The organism is Streptomyces sp. NPDC096311 (genome assembly GCF_044763085.1).
Classification (GTDB): domain Bacteria; phylum Actinomycetota; class Actinomycetes; order Streptomycetales; family Streptomycetaceae; genus Streptomyces.
Map to the genome: position 1 here is coordinate 137,852 of NZ_JBIWFN010000006.1, position 18,226 is coordinate 156,077.

The 18,226-nt window shown below is 69.5% G+C and carries 12 protein-coding genes; 7 read left to right on the forward strand and 5 right to left on the reverse strand.

Annotation, left to right across the window (positions count from 1 at the left end):
- Positions 1–423 precede the first annotated feature (423 nt).
- The 3 genes from ACIRA5_RS17225 to ACIRA5_RS17235 all read left to right on the forward strand — a co-directional run bounded on the left by ACIRA5_RS17225 (position 424) and on the right by ACIRA5_RS17235 (position 3,797).
- On the forward strand, positions 424–1,719 hold the full coding sequence (locus ACIRA5_RS17225; protein WP_403691528.1) for a serine hydrolase domain-containing protein: 1,296 nt from the start codon (positions 424–426) through the stop codon (positions 1,717–1,719).
- A 133-nt stretch (positions 1,720–1,852) separates the two neighbouring features.
- Positions 1,853–2,722, forward strand: a complete 870-nt coding sequence (locus ACIRA5_RS17230; RefSeq protein ID WP_403691530.1) for a PP2C family protein-serine/threonine phosphatase — start codon at positions 1,853–1,855, stop codon at positions 2,720–2,722.
- A 70-nt stretch (positions 2,723–2,792) separates the two neighbouring features.
- On the forward strand, positions 2,793–3,797 hold the full coding sequence (locus ACIRA5_RS17235; RefSeq protein ID WP_403691532.1) for an MASE1 domain-containing protein: 1,005 nt from the start codon (positions 2,793–2,795) through the stop codon (positions 3,795–3,797).
- Between the two features lie 37 nt (positions 3,798–3,834).
- Here ACIRA5_RS17235 and ACIRA5_RS17240 read toward each other — a convergent pair whose 3' ends face one another.
- Positions 3,835–6,555 (reverse strand): cation-translocating P-type ATPase, encoded by a 2,721-nt coding sequence (locus tag ACIRA5_RS17240; RefSeq protein ID WP_403691533.1) that lies wholly within the window; start codon positions 6,553–6,555, stop codon positions 3,835–3,837.
- Entirely contained in the window at positions 6,552–7,550 is a 999-nt protein-coding gene (locus ACIRA5_RS17245; RefSeq protein ID WP_403691535.1) for a polyphosphate kinase 2 family protein, read from the reverse strand. Before ACIRA5_RS17245 ends, ACIRA5_RS17240 begins: the two co-directional genes overlap by 4 nt.
- A 437-nt stretch (positions 7,551–7,987) precedes the next feature.
- Between ACIRA5_RS17245 and ACIRA5_RS17250 the strand changes: the two genes are divergently transcribed.
- Both ACIRA5_RS17250 and ACIRA5_RS17255 read left to right on the forward strand, forming a co-directional pair.
- Positions 7,988–10,297 (forward strand): YncE family protein, encoded by a 2,310-nt coding sequence (locus tag ACIRA5_RS17250; RefSeq protein ID WP_403691536.1) that lies wholly within the window; start codon positions 7,988–7,990, stop codon positions 10,295–10,297.
- A gap of 35 nt (positions 10,298–10,332) precedes the next feature.
- Positions 10,333–10,491, forward strand: a complete 159-nt coding sequence (locus ACIRA5_RS17255; protein WP_403691537.1) for a hypothetical protein — start codon at positions 10,333–10,335, stop codon at positions 10,489–10,491.
- A gap of 62 nt (positions 10,492–10,553) precedes the next feature.
- On the opposite strand, the gene ACIRA5_RS17260 is transcribed toward ACIRA5_RS17255, so the two are convergent.
- Entirely contained in the window at positions 10,554–11,648 is a 1,095-nt protein-coding gene (locus ACIRA5_RS17260) for a zinc-dependent alcohol dehydrogenase family protein (RefSeq protein WP_403691538.1), read from the reverse strand.
- A 265-nt stretch (positions 11,649–11,913) separates the two neighbouring features.
- Here ACIRA5_RS17260 and ACIRA5_RS17265 point away from each other — a divergent pair, with 265 nt between their 5' ends.
- On the forward strand, positions 11,914–12,501 hold the full coding sequence (locus tag ACIRA5_RS17265; RefSeq protein WP_403691540.1) for a hypothetical protein: 588 nt from the start codon (positions 11,914–11,916) through the stop codon (positions 12,499–12,501).
- Here the strand turns inward: ACIRA5_RS17265 and ACIRA5_RS17270 are convergent.
- Entirely contained in the window at positions 12,489–13,403 is a 915-nt protein-coding gene (locus ACIRA5_RS17270) for a TolB family protein (protein WP_403691542.1), read from the reverse strand. The genes ACIRA5_RS17265 and ACIRA5_RS17270 overlap by 13 nt on opposite strands.
- A gap of 473 nt (positions 13,404–13,876) precedes the next feature.
- Between ACIRA5_RS17270 and ACIRA5_RS17275 the strand changes: the two genes are divergently transcribed.
- Complete coding sequence (locus tag ACIRA5_RS17275; RefSeq protein ID WP_403691544.1) at positions 13,877–14,419, forward strand: DUF4232 domain-containing protein; 543 nt, start codon at positions 13,877–13,879, stop codon at positions 14,417–14,419.
- A 425-nt stretch (positions 14,420–14,844) separates the two neighbouring features.
- Here ACIRA5_RS17275 and ACIRA5_RS17280 read toward each other — a convergent pair whose 3' ends face one another.
- A complete protein-coding gene (locus ACIRA5_RS17280) occupies positions 14,845–17,886 on the reverse strand; it encodes an FG-GAP repeat domain-containing protein (RefSeq protein WP_403691545.1) in 3,042 nt (1,013 codons plus the stop codon).
- Positions 17,887–18,226 lie beyond the last annotated feature (340 nt).

An 18,226-nucleotide genomic window follows, 5' to 3' on the forward strand; every position in this document is an offset into this window, starting at 1 on the left:
GGGCCGGTTGCCCGGCGGCCGGCCCGTGTGGATCCCACCGCCGCGTCCGTTCAGGCACGGCCCTTCGCAGCGTCGTCGTCCTTCCGCGCCTTCTCCACCCGGTCCATCCGGTCGTTGGTCCACAGTGCCGGCGCGCGGATCTGTCCGGGCCGACGGAGTCGATCGCCCGGCGCAGTGCGGCGAAGCAGGGCGAACGCTCCAGGAGCCGGATCAGGACGAGGACGCCCACCGGCTGGTGACGTGCTCACCGTCGCCGAGGTGGCCGGCGGCCTCGACCTCTCCTGACCCGCAGTCAGTCGTCGGGGTGTGGTCAGGGTTCGCTCAGGGGCGTTCCCTGATGAGCCGGGGTGCCGGGGCGGAAGAGACTCGTGGCCGGGCCGTTCGTCCGCCGGCCCGATCGCCGTCACTCTGGAGAGCCTCACTGTGAACTCCTCTGCCGCCCGCACCCGTTGGTCCACCGTGGCCGCGTCCGGCGCTGTGCTGGTCGCCCTGGCCGCGGGTACGGCTGCTCCCGCCTCTGCCGTCACTCCGGCACCAGCGCCCGCCACCGTCGCCGCGACCCGCGCGCCGTTACCCGGGCTCGACCCGGTCAAGCTCCAGGCGGCCATCGGTGGCCTGCCGAACGGGGATGTCACCGGTGCGCTGCTGCGGATCACCGGCAGCGCGGGCCACTGGTCGGGCACCTCGGGCGTGGGCGACCTGGAGACCGGTCGGGGCGTCCCGCCCGGCGCGCACCTCCGGATCGGCAGCATCTCCAAGGTCTTCACCGCCACCGTCGTCCTCCAGCTCGCCGCCGAGCACCGGATCGACCTGGACAAGCCCGTCCAGCAGTACCTGCCGGGCGTCCTGCCCGCCGACCTGCCGCCCGTCGAGGTCGGTCAGCTGCTCAACCACACCAGTGGCCTGCCGCGCGGCGTCGCGAGTCCGGACTTCGGCGACGGCAGTCCCGAGTGGTTCGCCGCCAACCGCCTCAAGAGCTTCACCCCGCGACAGGTGGTCGACCTGATGGCGGGCCAGCCGATGCAGTTCGCGCCGGGCACCGCGCAGCAGTACAACGGGATGAACTACTACGTCGCCGGCCTGCTCGTCGAGAAGATCACCGGGCACACCTTCGCCCACGAGGTGCGATCCCGTATCACCCGGCCCCTCGGACTGCGCGACACCTACGTCCCCGACGCCGACGACCCGCGCCTGCCCGGCCCGCACTCCCACGGCTACCTGACGGTCATGTCCCCGGACGGCACCACGCACCCGGTGGATGTCACCGAGCAGAGTCCCTGGCCCTGGGCCGAGGGCGGCATGATCTCCACTCCCGCCGACCTCGACCGTTTCATGACCGCTCTCTTCCGTGGCCGCTTCCTCCCCTCGGCGCAGCAGGCCGAGCTCTTCACCGTCCCCGACGTCCCCAGCTTCCACAGCAGCCAGTGCCGCACCGAGGCCGACGCCGGGCGTGCCTGTATGACCATGGGCATCATGAGGGTGAAGGCCTCCAACGGTGTCGTGGTCTGGGGCAAGACCGGTTCCCGCCCCGGCTGGACCAGCGGCGTGTTCGCCACCCGCGACCTCTCCCGCAAGATCATCTACTCCGTCAACCCGACCAACCTCGACGGCACCGAGATCCGCTACGTCCAGCAGATCGCCGCCGCCTCCTTCGGCACCGTGGTCCCGGCCACCTCCGCCGCCGCGTACAGCCCCGCGGTGAAGGACACCGTGAGCTGACCGCAGTGCTCCGTTTTGGCTGGTCGTAGCAGTGACTGCGCGGCGTGCGCGGGGAGGATGCGCTGCCTGTAACAGGGGTACCGTGAAATCGTGACCTACGGCGCAAATGCGGAAAAAACTGAAGTGTGATGCCATGCCTCGCCGCCGCACCGATTCGTCCAGTGGGACCGCAGAGCTGCTGAACACGCTCGGTGATCTCACCGGCCGGATCCTGGACCAGATCAAGGTCCAGCAGGCCCGCGTGGAACTGGCTGCCGCGCTGCAGCGCCAGGTCCTCGCCGCCGAGTTGCCGGTCCTGCCATACCTCCACGTGGCGGGACGGTACGCACCTGCACGGGACGGCCTGGACATAGGAGGCGACTGGTACGACGGCTTCCTCATGCCGGACGGCTCGGTGGGATTCGTGATCGGAGATGTACAGGGCCACGATGTCGAGGCCGCGGCTCTCATGGGGCAGGTGCGCACCTGTCTGCGCGCCGTCGCCACCGCCACCACGGACCCGGCGGAGGTGCTCCGGCGCACCAACGACCTGCTCGTCGCCATGGACTGCGGGCTGTTCGTGACCTGTTCGTTCCTGCGATTCGACCCGGTCACGAGCGAGCTCGCCGACGCCCGCGCCGGGCACATCCCCGCCGTCTGGGCCGTAGCGGACGGCTGCTGCGACATCGTCCTGAACGACGGCGGTCTGCCGCTGGGCATCCAGGCCGGAGAGAGCTACCCGTCGACCCGCCGACCGCTCACCGGCGTGGGTGCCTTCGTGCTGCTCACCGACGGCGTGGTGGAAGGCCCCAGCTATCCGATCGAGCAAGGCCTCGACCAGGTGGCCGGCCTGGTCAACGGCGCCTGTCACACCGACCCCGACGAGCTGGCCGCGCAGGTGATCCAGGTGGCGGATCTCACCGGCCACAGCGACGACGCCGCGGTCCTTGTCCTCCGTTACGGAGGGCTCCGGGACGAGTGGTGTTCCGGAGGGTCCCAGCAACAGCGGCAGGGCGAAAAATGAGCGGCAGGCGTGGCAGACACGACCCCGGTGCGGCACGCTTCGCCCCGTTTGATCGCTGTGGTGGGCGAGGATGAGCGATGCGGCGCACGGCGAGCGGCTCCGGCGGTACACCGTCAAGGGCCTGCAGCTGGCTGCCGTCGCGGCCGCCTACTACGTCAGTGCCAAGATCGGGCTGGAGCAGCAACTGGTACGAGGGCAGGTCACGCCGCTCTGGCCGCCCACCGGCGTCGCCGTCGTCGTCCTGATGCTCTGGGGCCTTCGCATGTGGCCAGGAATCGCTCTCGGAGCGTTCGTGGTGAACGTGCTGCTCGGGCCGTCGATCCTCCCCGTGCTCGCCATCGCGGCCGGCAACACCCTCGCTCCGGTCTGCGCCTACCTCCTCCTGCAGCGTGTGGGGTTCCGCACCGCACTCGACCGGCTGCAGGACGCGCTGGCGCTGGTCTTCCTCGGGGCCCTGAGCGGGATGGTGATCAGCGCGACGGTCGGTACGGCGGCCCTGGTGGCCTCCGGCGCGCTGCCGGCCCATGCTTTCTGGCCGACCTGGTCGGTGTGGTGGACGGGCGACGCGATGGGGGTCCTGGTCATCGCGCCGTTGCTGCTGGCCGCGCGCACCGTCCGATGGCCACGCGGCGCACCTGTCCTGCGCTGGGTCGAGGCGATCGCCCTGCTCGGTGGCACGGCCGCGGTGAGTGTGCTGGCCACGCACAGCACGGTCGCCCTTCTCTTTCTCGTCGTCCCCTTCCTGATCTGGGCCGCCTTCCGCTTCCAGCTGGTCGGCGCCGCGCCCTGTGCGCTGATCGCTTCCGTGATCGCGATCGACGCGGGTGCCGCCGGGTCGGGGCCGTTCGCCGGTCACGATCTCCTCGCCAAGATGGTCATCCTGCAGGCCTTCAACGGCACCGTGTCACTGACGGCCCTGCTGCTTTCGGCGGTCATCACCGAGCAGAAGCGCACCCTCCGGGAGATCGGAGAGGCCTGCGGGCGCCTGACGGAGGCGCTGTCCCGGCTCGCGCCGGACGAGACACTCGACAAGTGGCCGCCTTCCCGCCCGGAGGGACGGGACCATCAGAAGTAGCACCGCCTTCGTCGCCGCCGCCCCCCAGCGCGGCGCGTCAGGTGCCTCGTGACCGACGGGCCAGGAGCTTGCCCAGTTCCCACAGGAGCAGGAGTGCGACGGCGGCCAGCAGCGCCCAGCCGAACTGCCGCGCGTTGATCTGCGTCGTCCCGAGGATGCGGCGGAAGCCGTCCAGCTGGGTCACCAGCACCGCGAGGGCGAACTGGGCCAGTGCCACCCAGTTCATCTGCTTGCTGTCGAAGGTGGACGTCGTCAGCACCGAATCCGTCTCGCTGCGGCACTCGAACGCGGCCACGATCAGACAGAGGGCGAAGGCGGTGAACGCGATCGACCGACCGATCTCGACGCTGTCGAAGTGGGCCTGACCGAGCTTGATCAGTCCGAGCAGCACGACGGTGATCGCCAGTCCGCCGATTCCGACCGTGACCAGTACGGGCCGGGTGAGCACCGACTCCCCTCGGGGGCGCGGCCTGCGTCGCATGAGCCCGGGGCTCTCCCGGTCGAAGCCGAGCGCGAAGCCGAAGGAGGCGTTGACCACGAAGTGGATCCACAGCACCTGCGGCGGGGTGAAGGGTTCACCGGCGGCGATGTTGAAGACGGTGGCGCCGAGAAAGGTCAGTACGAAGGTGACCAGCAGGAGCAGGACGAATCGGATGTACTTGGTGAGGTTGTCGTAGATTCTCCTGCCCTGCTCCACGGCGTAGACGATGGTGGCGAACTTGTCGTCGGAGAGGATCATGCGTCCGGCGTTCTTCGCCACATCCGTGCCGCTGCCCATGGCGATGCCGATGTCGGCGGCCTTGATGGCGGGCGCGTCGTTGACGCCGTCCCCGGTCATCGCCACGACATCGCCCTTCTTCTTGAGCGTGTCGGCGAGCAGCACCTTGTGCTCCGGCGCGACGCGCCCCACCACACCGATGCCGTCGATACGGGCGAGTTGCTCGTCCTCGCTCATGGCGGCGAAATCGGTGCCGAGGACCGCCTCGCCGGGAATGCCGAGCTGCCGCGCGATCGCCGCACCGGTGGTGACGTCGTCACCGGTCACCATGCGGACCCGGATGTGCCCCGCCTGGGCGCCGGCGATGGCGGCCTTGGCGTCCTCGCGGGGCGGATCGACCATGCCGACGAGACTGGTCATCCGCAGCTCGGTGACGTACGCGAGCAGGTCGCCGTCCGGATCGAAGCCGGCCGGGTCCAGGTCACGGGTGGCCGCGGCCATCACCCGGCGACCCTCGCCGCCCATCCGTTCGGTCTGCTCCTCGGCACGTGCGACCAGTTCGGCGTCCCACGGGATGGTCCTGCCCGCCGCGAGCGCGGTGGCGGCCCGCACCACCACCGCCGGGACCGCGCCTTTCACGAAGCATCGGACGACCTGCCGCCCGGAGGCGTCGACCGCCGAGTGGAAGGTGGCCATCAGCTTGTAGCCCGGGTCGAACGGCAGCGTGGCGAGCCGGGGAAGCCTCTCCCTGGTGGCGTCGATGTCCAGCCCGGCCTTGTGCCCGAGCACCAGCAGCGCGCCCTCGGTGGGATCACCCACCACCTTGCCGTCCACCAGCTTCGCGTCGCTGGCCACCACATACGGCAGGATCGCGTCCTCGATGCCCGTGGCGGACCCCGCGGCATGGTGGATCTTCCCCTCGAGTCCGTAGCCCGTGCCCGAGACGGTGTAGCGGTCGGTGGGAGTGACGACTTCGACGGCGGTCATCTGGTTCATCGTCAGGGTGCCGGTCTTGTCCGAGTTGATCGCCGACGTGAACGCCAGGGTCTCGACCGACGGCAGTTCCTTGACGATGGCGTTCCACTTCGCCAGGTTGAGGCTGCCGACGGACAGGATCGCCTGGGTCACGGTCGGCAGGGCCTCGGGGATGGCGGCGATGGCCAGCGAGACCGCGCTGACGAACAGAACGTCCCAGGCCTGGTCCCGTTGCCGCCCCAGGGCGAACATCACGATCATGGTCAGGCCCGCCGCCCCCGTGATCCACAGGGTCAGAGCGTCGAGCTCCCTGGTGAGCGGCGGTACCTCCTTCTCGGTGGCCGACAGCATCCCGGAGATCCTGCCGACTTCGGTTCCGGCGCCGGTCGCGGTCACGACGAGTACGCCGCTGCCGTGGGTGACCGGGGTGTTCATGAACGCCATGTTCGTCTGGTCGCCGGGTGCCGGTCCCAGGCCCGGCAGCGTGCGGGCGTCCTTCGAGGCGGGAACGCTCTCGCCGGTGAGCGCCGACTCGTCGATCTGCAGGGCGCTGGCCTCGATGATGCGTCCGTCCGCCGCCACCTGGTCCCCGGCGGCGATGAGCACGATGTCGCCGACGACCAGTTGGTCGGAGGGGATCTCGGACTCCGTCCCGTCCCTGCGCACCCGCGCCGTGGCCTTCATCATCGACTGCAGCGCGTTCATCGCGCTCTCGGCCTTGCCCTCCTGACGCAGGCCCACGACCGCGTTCAGCAGGGTCAGGACGATCAGCAGGATCCCGGTGGTCCACTGCTCGATGAGCAGGGAGACGACCGCCGCCGCCACGAGGACGATCTGCATGTAACTGCGGTACTGCCTCAGGAACCGGTGCCAGGCCGGAATTCGCTTCTCCTCGGGCAGCGAGTTCGGGCCGTGCGCGCTCAGGAGCTGCGCGGCCCGTCCCGGGGAGAGACCGACCGCGGGATCGACGCCGAACGCCGCTAAGACCTCCTCAGGAGCGTGCGTGCACCAGCTGTCCCCCGCAGCCCGAGGCTGTTCTCCCACGGAATCCGACCGCACCGTCATCGTTCTGCCTCCGATCCGTGGCCGCGGATGGTGGGTTGAGCGGCCGACGGATGCCGGGAGGCGTACGGATCGGCCGGGGCCCCGGCCGGGGCTTCCTGCTCCAACTCCCGCTTGGTGACGAGCAGCTCGTTCCGCGCCTCTTCCCCCACCTCGGGGTACTGAGGATCGATGTCCATCAGGGTGTGCGCGAGGACCGCCGCCGCGCAGATCCGCGCGAACCACTTCCGGTCCGCCGGCACGACGTACCACGGCGCCCACTTCGTGCTCGTGGCCGACAGCATTTCGGAGAACGCGTGCTGGTAGTCGTCCCACCGGCGCCGCTCCCGGACGTCGGCCGCGGAGAACTTCCAGTTCTTCTCCGGCAGGTCGATCCGCTTCAGGAAGCGGGTGCGCTGCTCCTCCTTGGACAGGTTCAGGAAGATCTTCACCACCTTGAACCCGTTGTCCGTGAGGTAGCGCTCCCAGTCGTTGATCTCCCGGTAGCGCCGGTCCCATACGCCCGGCCCGAGTGTGTCGTCCGGCAGCTTCTGCCGGACCAGGTTCTCAGGGTGGACTCGCACGACGAGAACCTCCTCGTAGTGCGAGCGGTTGAAGATGGCGATCTCGCCGCGGGTGGGCAGCCGCTGGGCGTAACGCCACAGGTAGTCGTGGTCGAGTTCCTCGGTGGAGGGCACCTTGAAGCTGCTGACCCGTACGCCCTGGGGATTGACGCCGCTCATCACGTGGCGGATCGTCCCGTCCTTGCCTCCGGCGTCGAGTGCCTGGAGGCAGAGCAGTACGCCGTACGTGTCCTGGGCGGCCAGCCGCTCCTGGTACTCGGCCAGCACCGACACCCCGGTCCGCAGCAGCTCGATCCCGTCCCGCTTCTTCAGACCGGCCTTGTAGCGAGGATCGAAGTCCCGGGCCAGGCGTACCTTCGACCCCGGTTCCACCCGTAGTGGCCCGATCAGTGGCCCGATGAAATCCGCTATGCGTTCGGCTCTCTTGTCCGACATCACCTGAGCACCCTCCGGGACCGGCGTTCGACCGAGGGGCAGGCGGCCCTCAGCCGCGCCACCAAGTTCCGGCTTCCCTCGCGCTCATTGTCTGCTCGCCTGGACAAGATCGCCCCCTGAGACCGGGGTGGGATGCCTGGGGGGAGGCGTCGGTACCGCGGCCGGGCCGCTGATCGAGGGAACGACGGCATCCCCCCAGCCGGGAAGCACCCACCCCTGCCCGACCGGCAGGAGCCTGCTCCGGCGGCCTGTCCCGTCTCTTGGCTCTCCACGGCCCCCTCCGGTCCGCCGCCCCAATGCGCCGTGAGGGCCCTCGACTTGGAAAGCGACGGCACGTGCGCCGCGGACCGGCTCCTGACCTTCACCCCCTGCCGGGACCCGGCCTTCCCCGTGCTAGGTTGCGCTCCTTGATCGTGAAGGTTATGTGGGGGCCTTTCATGAAACTGGTGCGATTCTCGCCGCCGACCGCCGCGGCGCTGCTCCTGGGACTGACGACCGTCATCGGTCCCGGCGCGGTCGACTCGTACGCGGCGTCGGACGTACCGTTGCCGATCGCGCACTTCGCGCACATGGTCGTGGACGCTCCGCACGGACACCTGTTCATCAGCGGCGGCGCCGGCACCGACGGCATTCTCGTCACCGACCTGGACGGCGGGAACCCCACGATGATCGGTGGTGAGCCGGGTGCCACCGGTCTCGCCCTGTCCGGCGACGGATCCGCGCTGTACGCGGCTCTCCCGGACCAGGACGCGATCGCGGCGATCAGCACGGAGAACCTGACCGAGTCGGCTCGTTACGGCACGGGCGCGGGCACCCGTCCGGACTCGCTGGCCGTCGCCGGGGGCACCGTCTGGTTCGGGTACGGCACGGCAGGCGACGGCGGCATCGGGTCCGTCGACGGGTCCGGTACGGTCACTTTGCGGCAGGATTCCGGCACTTGGCCGGCATCACCGATGCTGGCGACCACCCCGACACCCTCCGGCGTACTCGCGGCCGCCGTGCAGACGGGCGACACCTCCGCCTTCGTCACCTACCGGGCCGTGGGCGGTGTGCTGACCCGGCAGGCCGCGAAGGCGCTGCCCGTCCCCGACCTGAGCGACTTCGCGGTCACGGCGGACGGGCTGCACCTGGCGGTCTCGTCCTGGTTGGGCGCGAGCGACCATCGGTACCGCACCTCGGATCTGGCGGTGGACGGGCGATTCGCCACGCCGGTGGGCCCCAGTGCTGTCGCCGTGGCCCCGGACGGCACCGTGGCCAACGGCGAGAACTCCTACGCGTTCGAGACATCCCCGGAAACGGGCGAGGGCTCCTACCAGCAGTACACCTACGGGTATCCGGTGAGCCTGGCCGTACACGGCCTCGCCTGGGCACCGGACGGGAGCCGGCTCTACGCCGTGGGCGTGGACGCCTCCGGGGGAACACCGAGGCTCCGGACGGTGCGTGACCCGGAAACCGCGTGGGTCCATCTCAACGGACGAGCGACCACCACTCCGCTCGCCCCCGGCGAGGCCTATTCGTTCCGGGCGGGCTTCGATTCGCCCCTCAGCCTCGGCGCCGGAGAATCCATGATTCCGGGCGCCGTACGGATCACCCGCTACGACGCCGCCGATCCGGACGGCGTGCTCATCCCGGACCCGACGACCACCCCGGCACGCGGGCCGGCCGACTTCTTCGGCTCCTACTACGTCTCCGGCACCGCTCCCCTCACCGGTCCACTGAGCTTCCGCGTCGACTACTCCGGAAGCGGCCACTACGGCCCGGCCGCCCAGACCTTCGACATGCCCGTCGCGAAGTACGCGCCCACCATGACGGCGACCGCCCCTTCCACCGCCGGCCGAGCCGCGCCGACGACCGTCACCGGGCGTCTGACCTGGCCGCACGCGCAGGTGAGGACCGGCGCGGTCCACGTCGTCAAGACCGACCTGGCACACCCCTCGGGCTACTCGGCGGGCACCGTGCCCCTCGCCGCCGACGGCAGCTTCGCCTTCCACGACACCCCGCAGGTCGGCGGTGCGAACACCTACGCCTTCACCTACGACGGTGGCACGTCCTACCTACCGGTCACGGCGTCGGCGAAGGTACAGGTGTCCCGAACCACTCCGAGCCTGAGCGTGACGACCGACGCGAAGTCGTACCACTCCGGCGCGACCGTCAAGGTCACCGCGCACCTGGGGACCACGTACAACTCCCGTCTCGTGACGCTGTACGACCAGCCCGCGGGCAAGCCGCGGGCGCAGCTCAAGAGCGGCAAGGCCGACGCGCACGGGAACCTCGTCGCGTACTACAAGGTCACCCGCAACACCGTCTTCAGCGCGGCCTTCGCGGGTGACTACCACTACGCGCCGCGCACGGCGACCACCACCGCGACCCTCACGCCGACGGTCCGGACGCAGATGCAGTGGCCGCTCGCGACCACCCGCATCGGATCCACCACCTACCAGGTCTTCTACAAGTCCGAAGTCACCATGGGCTTCGACCTCCAGGTCACTCCCCATCAGTCCGGTGGCTGCACAACGATGTACCTCGAGCACTACTACTCGGGGGCCTGGCATCAGGCCACCTCACAGAGGTGCGTGCCCTTGTACGACGACGGGTGGTACGGCTACAGCCGGGCTCTGAAGCTCTTCGCGAGCAACGACCGCTACCGGATCCGCGGCCACTACACCCCACCGGCCAAGGACGCACAGACCACCGGCGTATGGAGTCAGTGGACCTACCTCACGATCCGCCCCGGCAGCCCTTCATGAGGCCGAAGCCCTCGGGCCGTCGCACGGTCGGTACGGTGAACGCCTACGCCGCGAAGGCCGCTTACCGGCAAGTGGTGTTCACTCGCACACTCGGCACCGCGATCACGACCCACAAGGTGCAGTTGCGGATCCTCCCCGGCAGCACACCCGGACGATCCACCGTCGCCCTGGACGCCGTGATGGTCACCCGCTGACCCGCCCGCCCGGACCGTGAGCCGCCATGTACCGAAGGGAGGCCGAGCGGCCTGACCGAGCGTCAGCCCGCTCGGCCTCCGAGCTGTCCTGCCGCGTCCTGCCTGTCGTCCTCGTCCCGGCCGTCCTCGAAGACGAAGAGCGGTTTGGCGCCATGTGCGGGTGCTTCGGCGAACGAGATGGCCTCAGCAAAGCGTTCGAGCGGGAACGGCTCGCCTTGGGGGATGCTCAGCACTTCATCAGCGACGAGACCGCGGACCTCGGACAGCGCGCGCAGCGCATCCGCCGGTGAGGTGGTGCCGAACCAGCGGTTCAGCCAGAAGCCACGGACTGCTTTGGTCTCGTAGATGACCGAGCGTGCCGACAGCGGGATCGTCAGCGCTGCCGGGTCGGTCTGCCGATGGGTGGAGAGCGCGCCGTAGACCACGACCTCCCCTCCCGGAGCCAGTGCCTGGGACACCTGGGCACCCACATGGCCCGCGACACAGTCGATGGCCTTGCGCACGCCGGCCGGTCCTGCGATCTCGGACACACGCTGCAACAGGTCCTCGTCCTCAGTGCAGATGACCTCGTCGCCGCCCAGCGCCTTGATCTCCTCGACGGCATCGCGCCGCCGCACGACATTGATCGTGCGTACACCCAGATGCCTGGCCAGTTGAATGACGAGCCGGCCGACGGTGGAGCCCGCGGCCGTCTGCAACAACCATTCGCCCGGCTGTACGTCGAGTTCGCGGGTCACCAGGAGCAGCGCGGTCAACGGGTTGACGGCGAGCTGACAGGCGCTGGAGTCGCTCAGATGATCGGGGACCGGCAGGAGCCTTCGTGTAGGGGCAACAAGGTATTCCTGCCACGTGCCGGCCACCTGCGGCCCGGGTACCGCCGGGACAGCAACGGCCACCACGCGCGCGCCGATCTTCAGTTCCTCGGTATCCGGGCCCAGGGCCTCAACACGGCCCACGCATTCCATGTGACCCCCGACCGTGGGGAACTCGGGGGAGAAACCGTAGCGGCCGCGCAGCACGTGCAGATCACTGGCGTGAATCGGAGTCGCCTTCACGCGGATCAACGCCTGACCGGCTTCTGGCAGGGGAACAGGGCGGGATTCCAGCCGCAGGACATCGGCCGGCTCGCCGACCCTTCCGGCTACGAGCGCGCGCATGGATTGTGGCATGAGCGACCTTTCGTCCGTACGCACCGCACCGGAGAGCCCCTGGGGTCCCCTACCTCACGCTAAGCGCCACTGACAGGCTCTGCAATCCAGCCTCCGACGGTGTGCTGGGGTGGCTTCCCGGCACGGCATCGTGAGGTGCGGCAGCGGTGCGAGGAGGACACCGGGCCGCTACTGGGCCGGTTCATGGCCAGCAACCGTCGCGGTGGCGCGGGCCTTTGGTTCACCATGAGGTGTGCGATTCGATTCCGTTCCCATGCCGGCGACCGTCGAGGCCCGACCTCGTGACAGCCGTGGCTATCCCGTACCCGCCATCACCCCGTGGGAGGGCGACGAGCCCCAGTTCGCGATCACCGACTACGGGCGCAGCGCCGCGTGCGCGCGACAGCGTCTGTGTTCCGTCTGCAACACCCTGATGCCCAAGGGTCCGGTGTGGCGGGTGGTCGGCGCCGCGGAGAGTTCCGCGATTCGCGAGGCGCTTGCCGCCGGGCGGCCGTACCGCAACATGGCGGCGACACTGGAAGGTCCGGGGCACCGCGCGTGCATGCTCTACGCCTCGATGGTCTGCCCGTACCTGGCTCGCCCCAACGCGCGCCGGGGGCTGACAGCGGAAAGCCCGGACGACATGACCGCGCATGTCGTCCGGGGTGCCGTTCGGGGGGAGCTGGGTGCCGTGGTGGGTTTCGGCGACTACGAGTTCGCCGTCACCCCGTCCCAGGTCCTGTTCCGTTTTCTCGATGTGGTCGAGTACCTGCCGCATGACACGGCCGACGAGCACCTGGCGGAGCTACGGGCCGAACTCGCCCGCTCCGGCGGCAGGTCGGGTGGCGGTCAGCCGCGGTAGGCGGGCAGGCCGGTGTGCTTGGAGACCTTGACGGGCTTGCCGAAGCCGTGGGCGGTCTTGGTGACGGTGTACGTGCCGGTGGGAGCGCGGAAGGCGATGGTCTTGCCGTTGGGCGACCAGGTGGGCTCGGTGTAGTTGGTGGTGGCGCCGGGGGTGATGTCCTTGACGACGTTGGTGCTGCCGCCGAAGTCCTCGACGAAGAGGTGGTCGTGCCCGTGGACGGAGCGGACGAAGACGACCTCCTCATTGTCGGGGGAGAGCGCGGGCTCGGAGCCCTTGGCCAGCGCGCCGCCCTGCTGACGCAGGTAGTCGTCGCGGAGGTAGACCTCGCCGGTGTGGGTGTTCTCGTAGACGGCCGTGCCGTAGGCCCCGCCGACGTTGGGCCAGGCGTTGTCGGTCTGCGGGACGGCGCCGTCTCCCGCGTAGCCGTTCAAGCTGATCTTGGCCGGCTTGCCGTGGTTGCTGGTGGCCTTGACGCCTTCCAGAACGGTCTTGCCGTGGATCTTGGCGGCGAAGATGAGGTTGTTCTTCGCGGGGATCTGGTTCGTCCTGTCGGCCGCGGCGACCTGCCAGGTGGGGTGGGACCAGGTCTGCCCGCCCGGGTTGGCGGCGACGGTGACGCGGTGGCTGCCGTCGGGGTTGGAGACGACGAGGTTGCCGTGGCCGTCGATGAAGGCGGCCTTGCTGCCGCTGGGGTTCCAGGCCAGGTCACGGACGACGGTGCCGAAGTCGATCGACTTGCCGTTGACGACGACGTGGCGGGTGCCGTCGCTGATGGTCAGCCCCCTGGGCACGGTGACCGTCCGGGCGGACGCGGCTTCGGCCGTGCCGCACAGGGTGAGCAGTGCGGCGGCACCCGCGGTGATGACGGCTGCGGTGCTGCGACGGTTACGAGCGGACATCGAGGTTCCCCCAGGGAAGTGAATGACGCTGCGACGAGAGTTCGCGGGAACCGCCCGCCGTCCCCGGGACCTGAACCGGTCCGCTCGGCTTGCCGCCCTTCGCGATGAGAGGAGTCTTCCGACAGAGGGTGCTGGAGCTGTGCGCTCACTGTCACAGCTGTGCAATAGCGTGCAGATGAGACGAAGACAGCGGCTCGGTGAGCATCCGGTCGATCTCGTCGGTGCACGCACCGCAGCGGGCTTGCGGCCAGGTGCGTTCACCAGGTTGTTTCGTCACGGCAGAGTTCTTCGGGTCTGCCCTTTAGGGCAACTTCGACGGCGGAACGGGAATTGATCTCGATCGTTCATGAGGGTTCTCCGGCACAGCGAACCTCCCCCGGGTATTGCACATCTTCAGGTGTGCAGGCGCGCACTGACCTCGCGCGCCGGTTCGTATGAGAGCCGATTCGTACTAGAGGGGAACCCGAAACTCCATGAAGAGCAAGCTGACCGCCGTGGCCGTTGCAGCGATCGTCGTCGCCGGCACTGCCGCTGCCGCCATCCCGGCCTCGGCCGCCCCCGCCAAGGCCGCACCGCCCCGCTGCCACACCGCCGACCTGAAGGCCGGCTTCGCCACGGGGGATGACGCGAAGCCGGAGATGGGGCAGACCACGAAGCAGACCCAGGCGTACATCTGGTTCACCAACCAGAGCAAGCACACCTGCACCCTGTCCGGCTTCGCCGGTGTCGACATGATCGGCGCTCAGAAGACCGACGGCACCTGGTCGCTGGCGCGCTCCTCCGCGAAGCCCGAGAAGATGACCCTGGAGCAGGGGGACACGGTGGACTTCAGCATCACGCTGCTCCCGGTGTCCGCGTCCACGCCGCAGAAGGAGAAGTTCGTTCCGGCGAAGTTCCTGGTCACCCCGCCGAACGAGACGACACACTTCACCCTGAAGTGGCCGTTCGGCGGCCAGATCCTCAAGCAGGACGGCGCCACCCACCCGGCTACCTACCTCAACCCGGTCGGGCTGTAACCAACTGGACAGCCGGTGACCTTCCCCTCGGCGTCACTGGTGGCCACCGCAGGACTCCCGGAGCGTGTCGAAGCCTCCGGGTGGTGCGGTGGCCACGTCCGAGACGCGGTATGCCCGACCCTCTCGACGGGGCCTGGAGGCAGCCGAGGGCGATGGGTTGCTCGGCCGCCCGCATACCGAAGCCCTCCGCTCCACGGCTGGGAAACCTCGGCCGCACGCGGGCGCTGCCACGAGCGCGCCACTGAGGCGACCCTCGCGACCACGGGCGGGGCCGAAAGCCCCGCCCGCTTCCGCAGAAGCCCCGGCGGACTTCGTCGGGGGACGGCGAAGCCGAGGGCTCTCCCCGGCGGTGGCTCGACGACACACGACGCCGCCGCCTTCGTGGTTCGACGGGCACTCCCTGGGACGCGACCTGTCACGGACGGTCAGTACAGGGCCTTGTAGCCCTGCCACCCAGTGGCGATCCCGGTGCGCGGACCGAAGGAGCCCTTGCCGTCGCCGTTGTTGCGCCACAGCTTGCCGGAGGTGTCGCGGGAGACGATGTCCGCCCTCCCGTCCCCGGTGATGTCGCCGGCGCCCACCACGACGTTGTAGGAGGCACCCCAGTTGTCGGCCACCTTGACCCGCGCCCTGAAGCCGCCGGTCGCCGTGCCCGCGTACCGCCACAGCTTGTTCGACGTGTCCTGCGCCAGCAGGTCCCCGTACCCGTCACCGTTGAGGTCACCGACGCCGATGATCTTCTTGTAACCGGACCACTTGGAGAAGATCTTCACCCGTGCCGAGAGCTTTCCGCTGCTTGTGGCCTTGTACAGGTAGATGTCACCGGTGGACGCCTGGCGGGCGATCAGGTCCGCCCGGCCATCACCGGTGATGTCGCCCGGTGAGGTCAGCACGTTGTACTGGTTCCAGCCCGACGTTCCCAGCGTGGTGTACGGCGTGGAGGTCGTCAGGGCCTTGCCGCACCCCGGGCGGTACGCCCGCAGCGCACCGCTGCTGAACCGCACGAGCACGTCGTTGCAGCGGTCCCCGTTCAGGTCTCCGAACGGCACCGCCGTGATCGAGGCAGGCCATCCCGAAGCCGAGGTCTTCGTCGAGAACTTCCCGGCGCCGTCGCCCCGTTGGAAGGAGAGTGCACCTTGGGAGGTGAGCGTGAGCAGGTCACCGACGCCGTCGGACCCGACATGGTCGCGTCTCACCGCGGTACCACCGGTCAGCTTCAGCGTGCCGGACGCCGTCGCCGACGCACCGTGCTTGTCGGCCGGGGCCACCGTCAGCGTCCAGTTGTACGTGCCGTTCGGCACATACGCGCCCGTCGACGTCCTGCCGTTCCAGGACGCATGGAACGCGTCGTGCGCGGCGCCACCGGACAGTGTGCGCACGGTGGCACCGGTCGCCTTGTTCCTGAGCACCAGCGTCCACGACGCGGCCGGCTTCGACAGCCACCACGTGCCGTCCCACGAGGACGACGAGTCCATCAGGCCGACCGAGGGTTCCGTCCTCGCTCCCAGGACCGCGATGTCCGTGGCGGGGACGCCACTCCGTAGGACGTGGATGTCCTGGGAGGCCGGGTCCACGTAGCCGACCAGGCCGGTGTACGGATCGACGTCCCACTTTCCGGCCTTGGCCGCCAGGGTCCGGCTCACCGCGGAGCCGCTCGTGACGTCGGTGAGGGTCAGCGCTCCGGATGTGGAGTCACGCGTGACCAGGAAGCCGTCGCCCAGGCGCGTCTGTCCGCCGGTGGGCACGGCGATGAGCGTCTTCCTGCGGGTGTCGTACACGAAGGCCTTCTGCACGCTGCCCTGGGGAAGAGCGCACGAGCCGGACCAGTACACCCAGCGCCCCACAGCCTGGAAGCCACCCACCCCGCAGCCGCTGCCGACCACCCGGAACGACGTGATCGTGCTGCCCGAACGCACCTCCGTGGCCGTGACGGTGCCGTCCACCGCCGTCCACAGCGTTTCCCCCCACAGGGCGGAGGGGGCCGCACCGGCCGCGCCGGTACGGGTGAGCACGACCTTCCGTGTGTCCAGATCCGTCACCACCAGGCCGTCTCCCGCGGGCGTGGGCCCACGCCAGGCCGCATACCGGCCCGCGACGTCCACGAGGCCCTGGTTGTCCTGAAGGCCGGAGGTCACCACGGTGCCGGGAAGGGGCTGACCCCGGTCCAGCACGGAGACCTCCCCGGCCGTGTTCTGGATGACCGCCCGACCATCACCGGTACCCATCAGGTCGGGACAGCTCCCGAAGTCCCCGTCCGTGACCCCGCACCTCTGGGTCGCTCCCCGGTCCGTGCGCGTGCCCGCCGTCAGAGCCTCCGTCGTGCCCAGCGAGCGGCTGTACAGGTGCGTCGCCCCGTCGCCGGACTCGTAGGTCATCAACTCACCGTCGCTCAGATCGAGCGACTCGATCCCGACGGGCACCGGCGGAAGGTCCACGATCCGGCGGACCCGGGGCAGACCGTCGGCCCCCGCTTCGACCTTGGCGATGCCGTAGTCCAGCGAGGACTCCCCGCCGGCGAGGACGAGGCCGCCGTCGGGGGCCATGACGGTAGCGGGATCCGCCCGCTTGAACAGGGGCAGCTCCGCGGAGCCGTCGAAGGGCAGCGCCGACACACTCCAGACGGAGGAGCCGCTGCGCCGCGCGACGACGAGCGCGTCACCGACGACGCCGAGGATCTTGTTCTCGGAGGTGTGGGGGAACGCGACCTCGTGAGTCGGTGCGTCGTAGGCACCCTTGGCGTACACCCGCACCCGGGACGTGCCGTACCAGCTCACCAGGTAGTCGGATCCCACCACGGTGTCCAGGTTCGCCACCAGTGGAGGCACGTTCGTGGCGGCACCGGTCTCCGCATCCACCCAGGCGTACTGGAGGACCCGGTCCGGGCCGTAGTAGTTGACGAGGATGCCGGAGGCGGAACCCTTGGGAAAGAAGGGGAAGACCGTCCCGTCCGGGAGTCCGGTCACGGGCTTCTGCACCGTGCTGCCGTTCTCGTTGTGCAGCAGGAACAGCTGGGTTCGTTCCCCACCTGTCGACGTACTGGTCAGGACGGTACGTCCGTACGTCTGCAGATAGCTCTGGCCCGCCGGGATGGCCACGGTCTGAGTCGTACCGGTTCCCATGTCCCGGAGCAGGACCTGCCCACCAGTGCTCTGGGACGGGCGTAGCGCGACGACGTCCGAACCGGTGCCGTACGCACCCGCAGTGCGCGGCCCGAGTCGCTCGCCACCTTCCACCGGCTTTCGGCTGCCGTCGTAGCTGGTCCACCAGAGACCGGAACCCTCGGCGGTGGAGCGGTACTCGAGGAAGCCGGAAGCCCCCGCGCTCTGCAGATACGTCGTGCGCGGAGCCGTGCGCATGGTGGCCGGAACGATGACCTCCGTTGCGGTATCCGCGTGCGCGGGCGCCACCAGCGGCACAGCGGACACACAGAGCGCCAACCCGATGAACGTGACAAGGGAGCCACGCATGAAGGTATGCCGAACCACTTGCTTCCCCTCCCCGACGGAGGGCCCCATCCCCCCGAACAAGCGGGCGAACTCTAGCACTGGTTCACGACGGATGACTGCGGAAGATCCCCGTCGGGAGCCAGGCCCTCGAACCCCTTGCGCGGGGCATCGCGCCCATCCGCTCCCGCCCCGGACCTCGTCGGTGACGGCCCGTCAAACTCCACGGCGACAAGGGCTACGACTGTGCGAGGAACAGCTCGCCGCAGCGCGGTCGCACGACGCGGGGTGGATGTAGTACTCCGCGCCGCCTTGCCCGAGTTCGTCGGCAGTCTCGCCGCCGCCCTCGTTCTCGCCTTGCGTG

Excerpts from the sequence above, each read along its gene's own strand:
- ACIRA5_RS17275 (WP_403691544.1), top strand. The coding sequence starts at position 13,877 with ATGAAGAGCAAGCTGACCGCCGTGGCCGTTGCAGCGATCGTCGTCGCC.
- ACIRA5_RS17260 (WP_403691538.1), bottom strand. The coding sequence starts at position 11,648 with ATGCGCGCGCTCGTAGCCGGAAGGGTCGGCGAGCCGGCCGATGTCCTG.
- ACIRA5_RS17230 (WP_403691530.1), top strand. The coding sequence starts at position 1,853 with ATGCCTCGCCGCCGCACCGATTCGTCCAGTGGGACCGCAGAGCTGCTG.
- ACIRA5_RS17280 (WP_403691545.1), bottom strand. The coding sequence starts at position 17,886 with ATGCGTGGCTCCCTTGTCACGTTCATCGGGTTGGCGCTCTGTGTGTCC.
- ACIRA5_RS17270 (WP_403691542.1), bottom strand. The coding sequence starts at position 13,403 with ATGTCCGCTCGTAACCGTCGCAGCACCGCAGCCGTCATCACCGCGGGT.
- ACIRA5_RS17240 (WP_403691533.1), bottom strand. The coding sequence starts at position 6,555 with ATGACGGTGCGGTCGGATTCCGTGGGAGAACAGCCTCGGGCTGCGGGG.
- ACIRA5_RS17250 (WP_403691536.1), top strand. The coding sequence starts at position 7,988 with ATGAAACTGGTGCGATTCTCGCCGCCGACCGCCGCGGCGCTGCTCCTG.
- ACIRA5_RS17235 (WP_403691532.1), top strand. The coding sequence starts at position 2,793 with ATGAGCGATGCGGCGCACGGCGAGCGGCTCCGGCGGTACACCGTCAAG.
- ACIRA5_RS17265 (WP_403691540.1), top strand. The coding sequence starts at position 11,914 with ATGCCGGCGACCGTCGAGGCCCGACCTCGTGACAGCCGTGGCTATCCC.
- ACIRA5_RS17245 (WP_403691535.1), bottom strand. The coding sequence starts at position 7,550 with ATGTCGGACAAGAGAGCCGAACGCATAGCGGATTTCATCGGGCCACTG.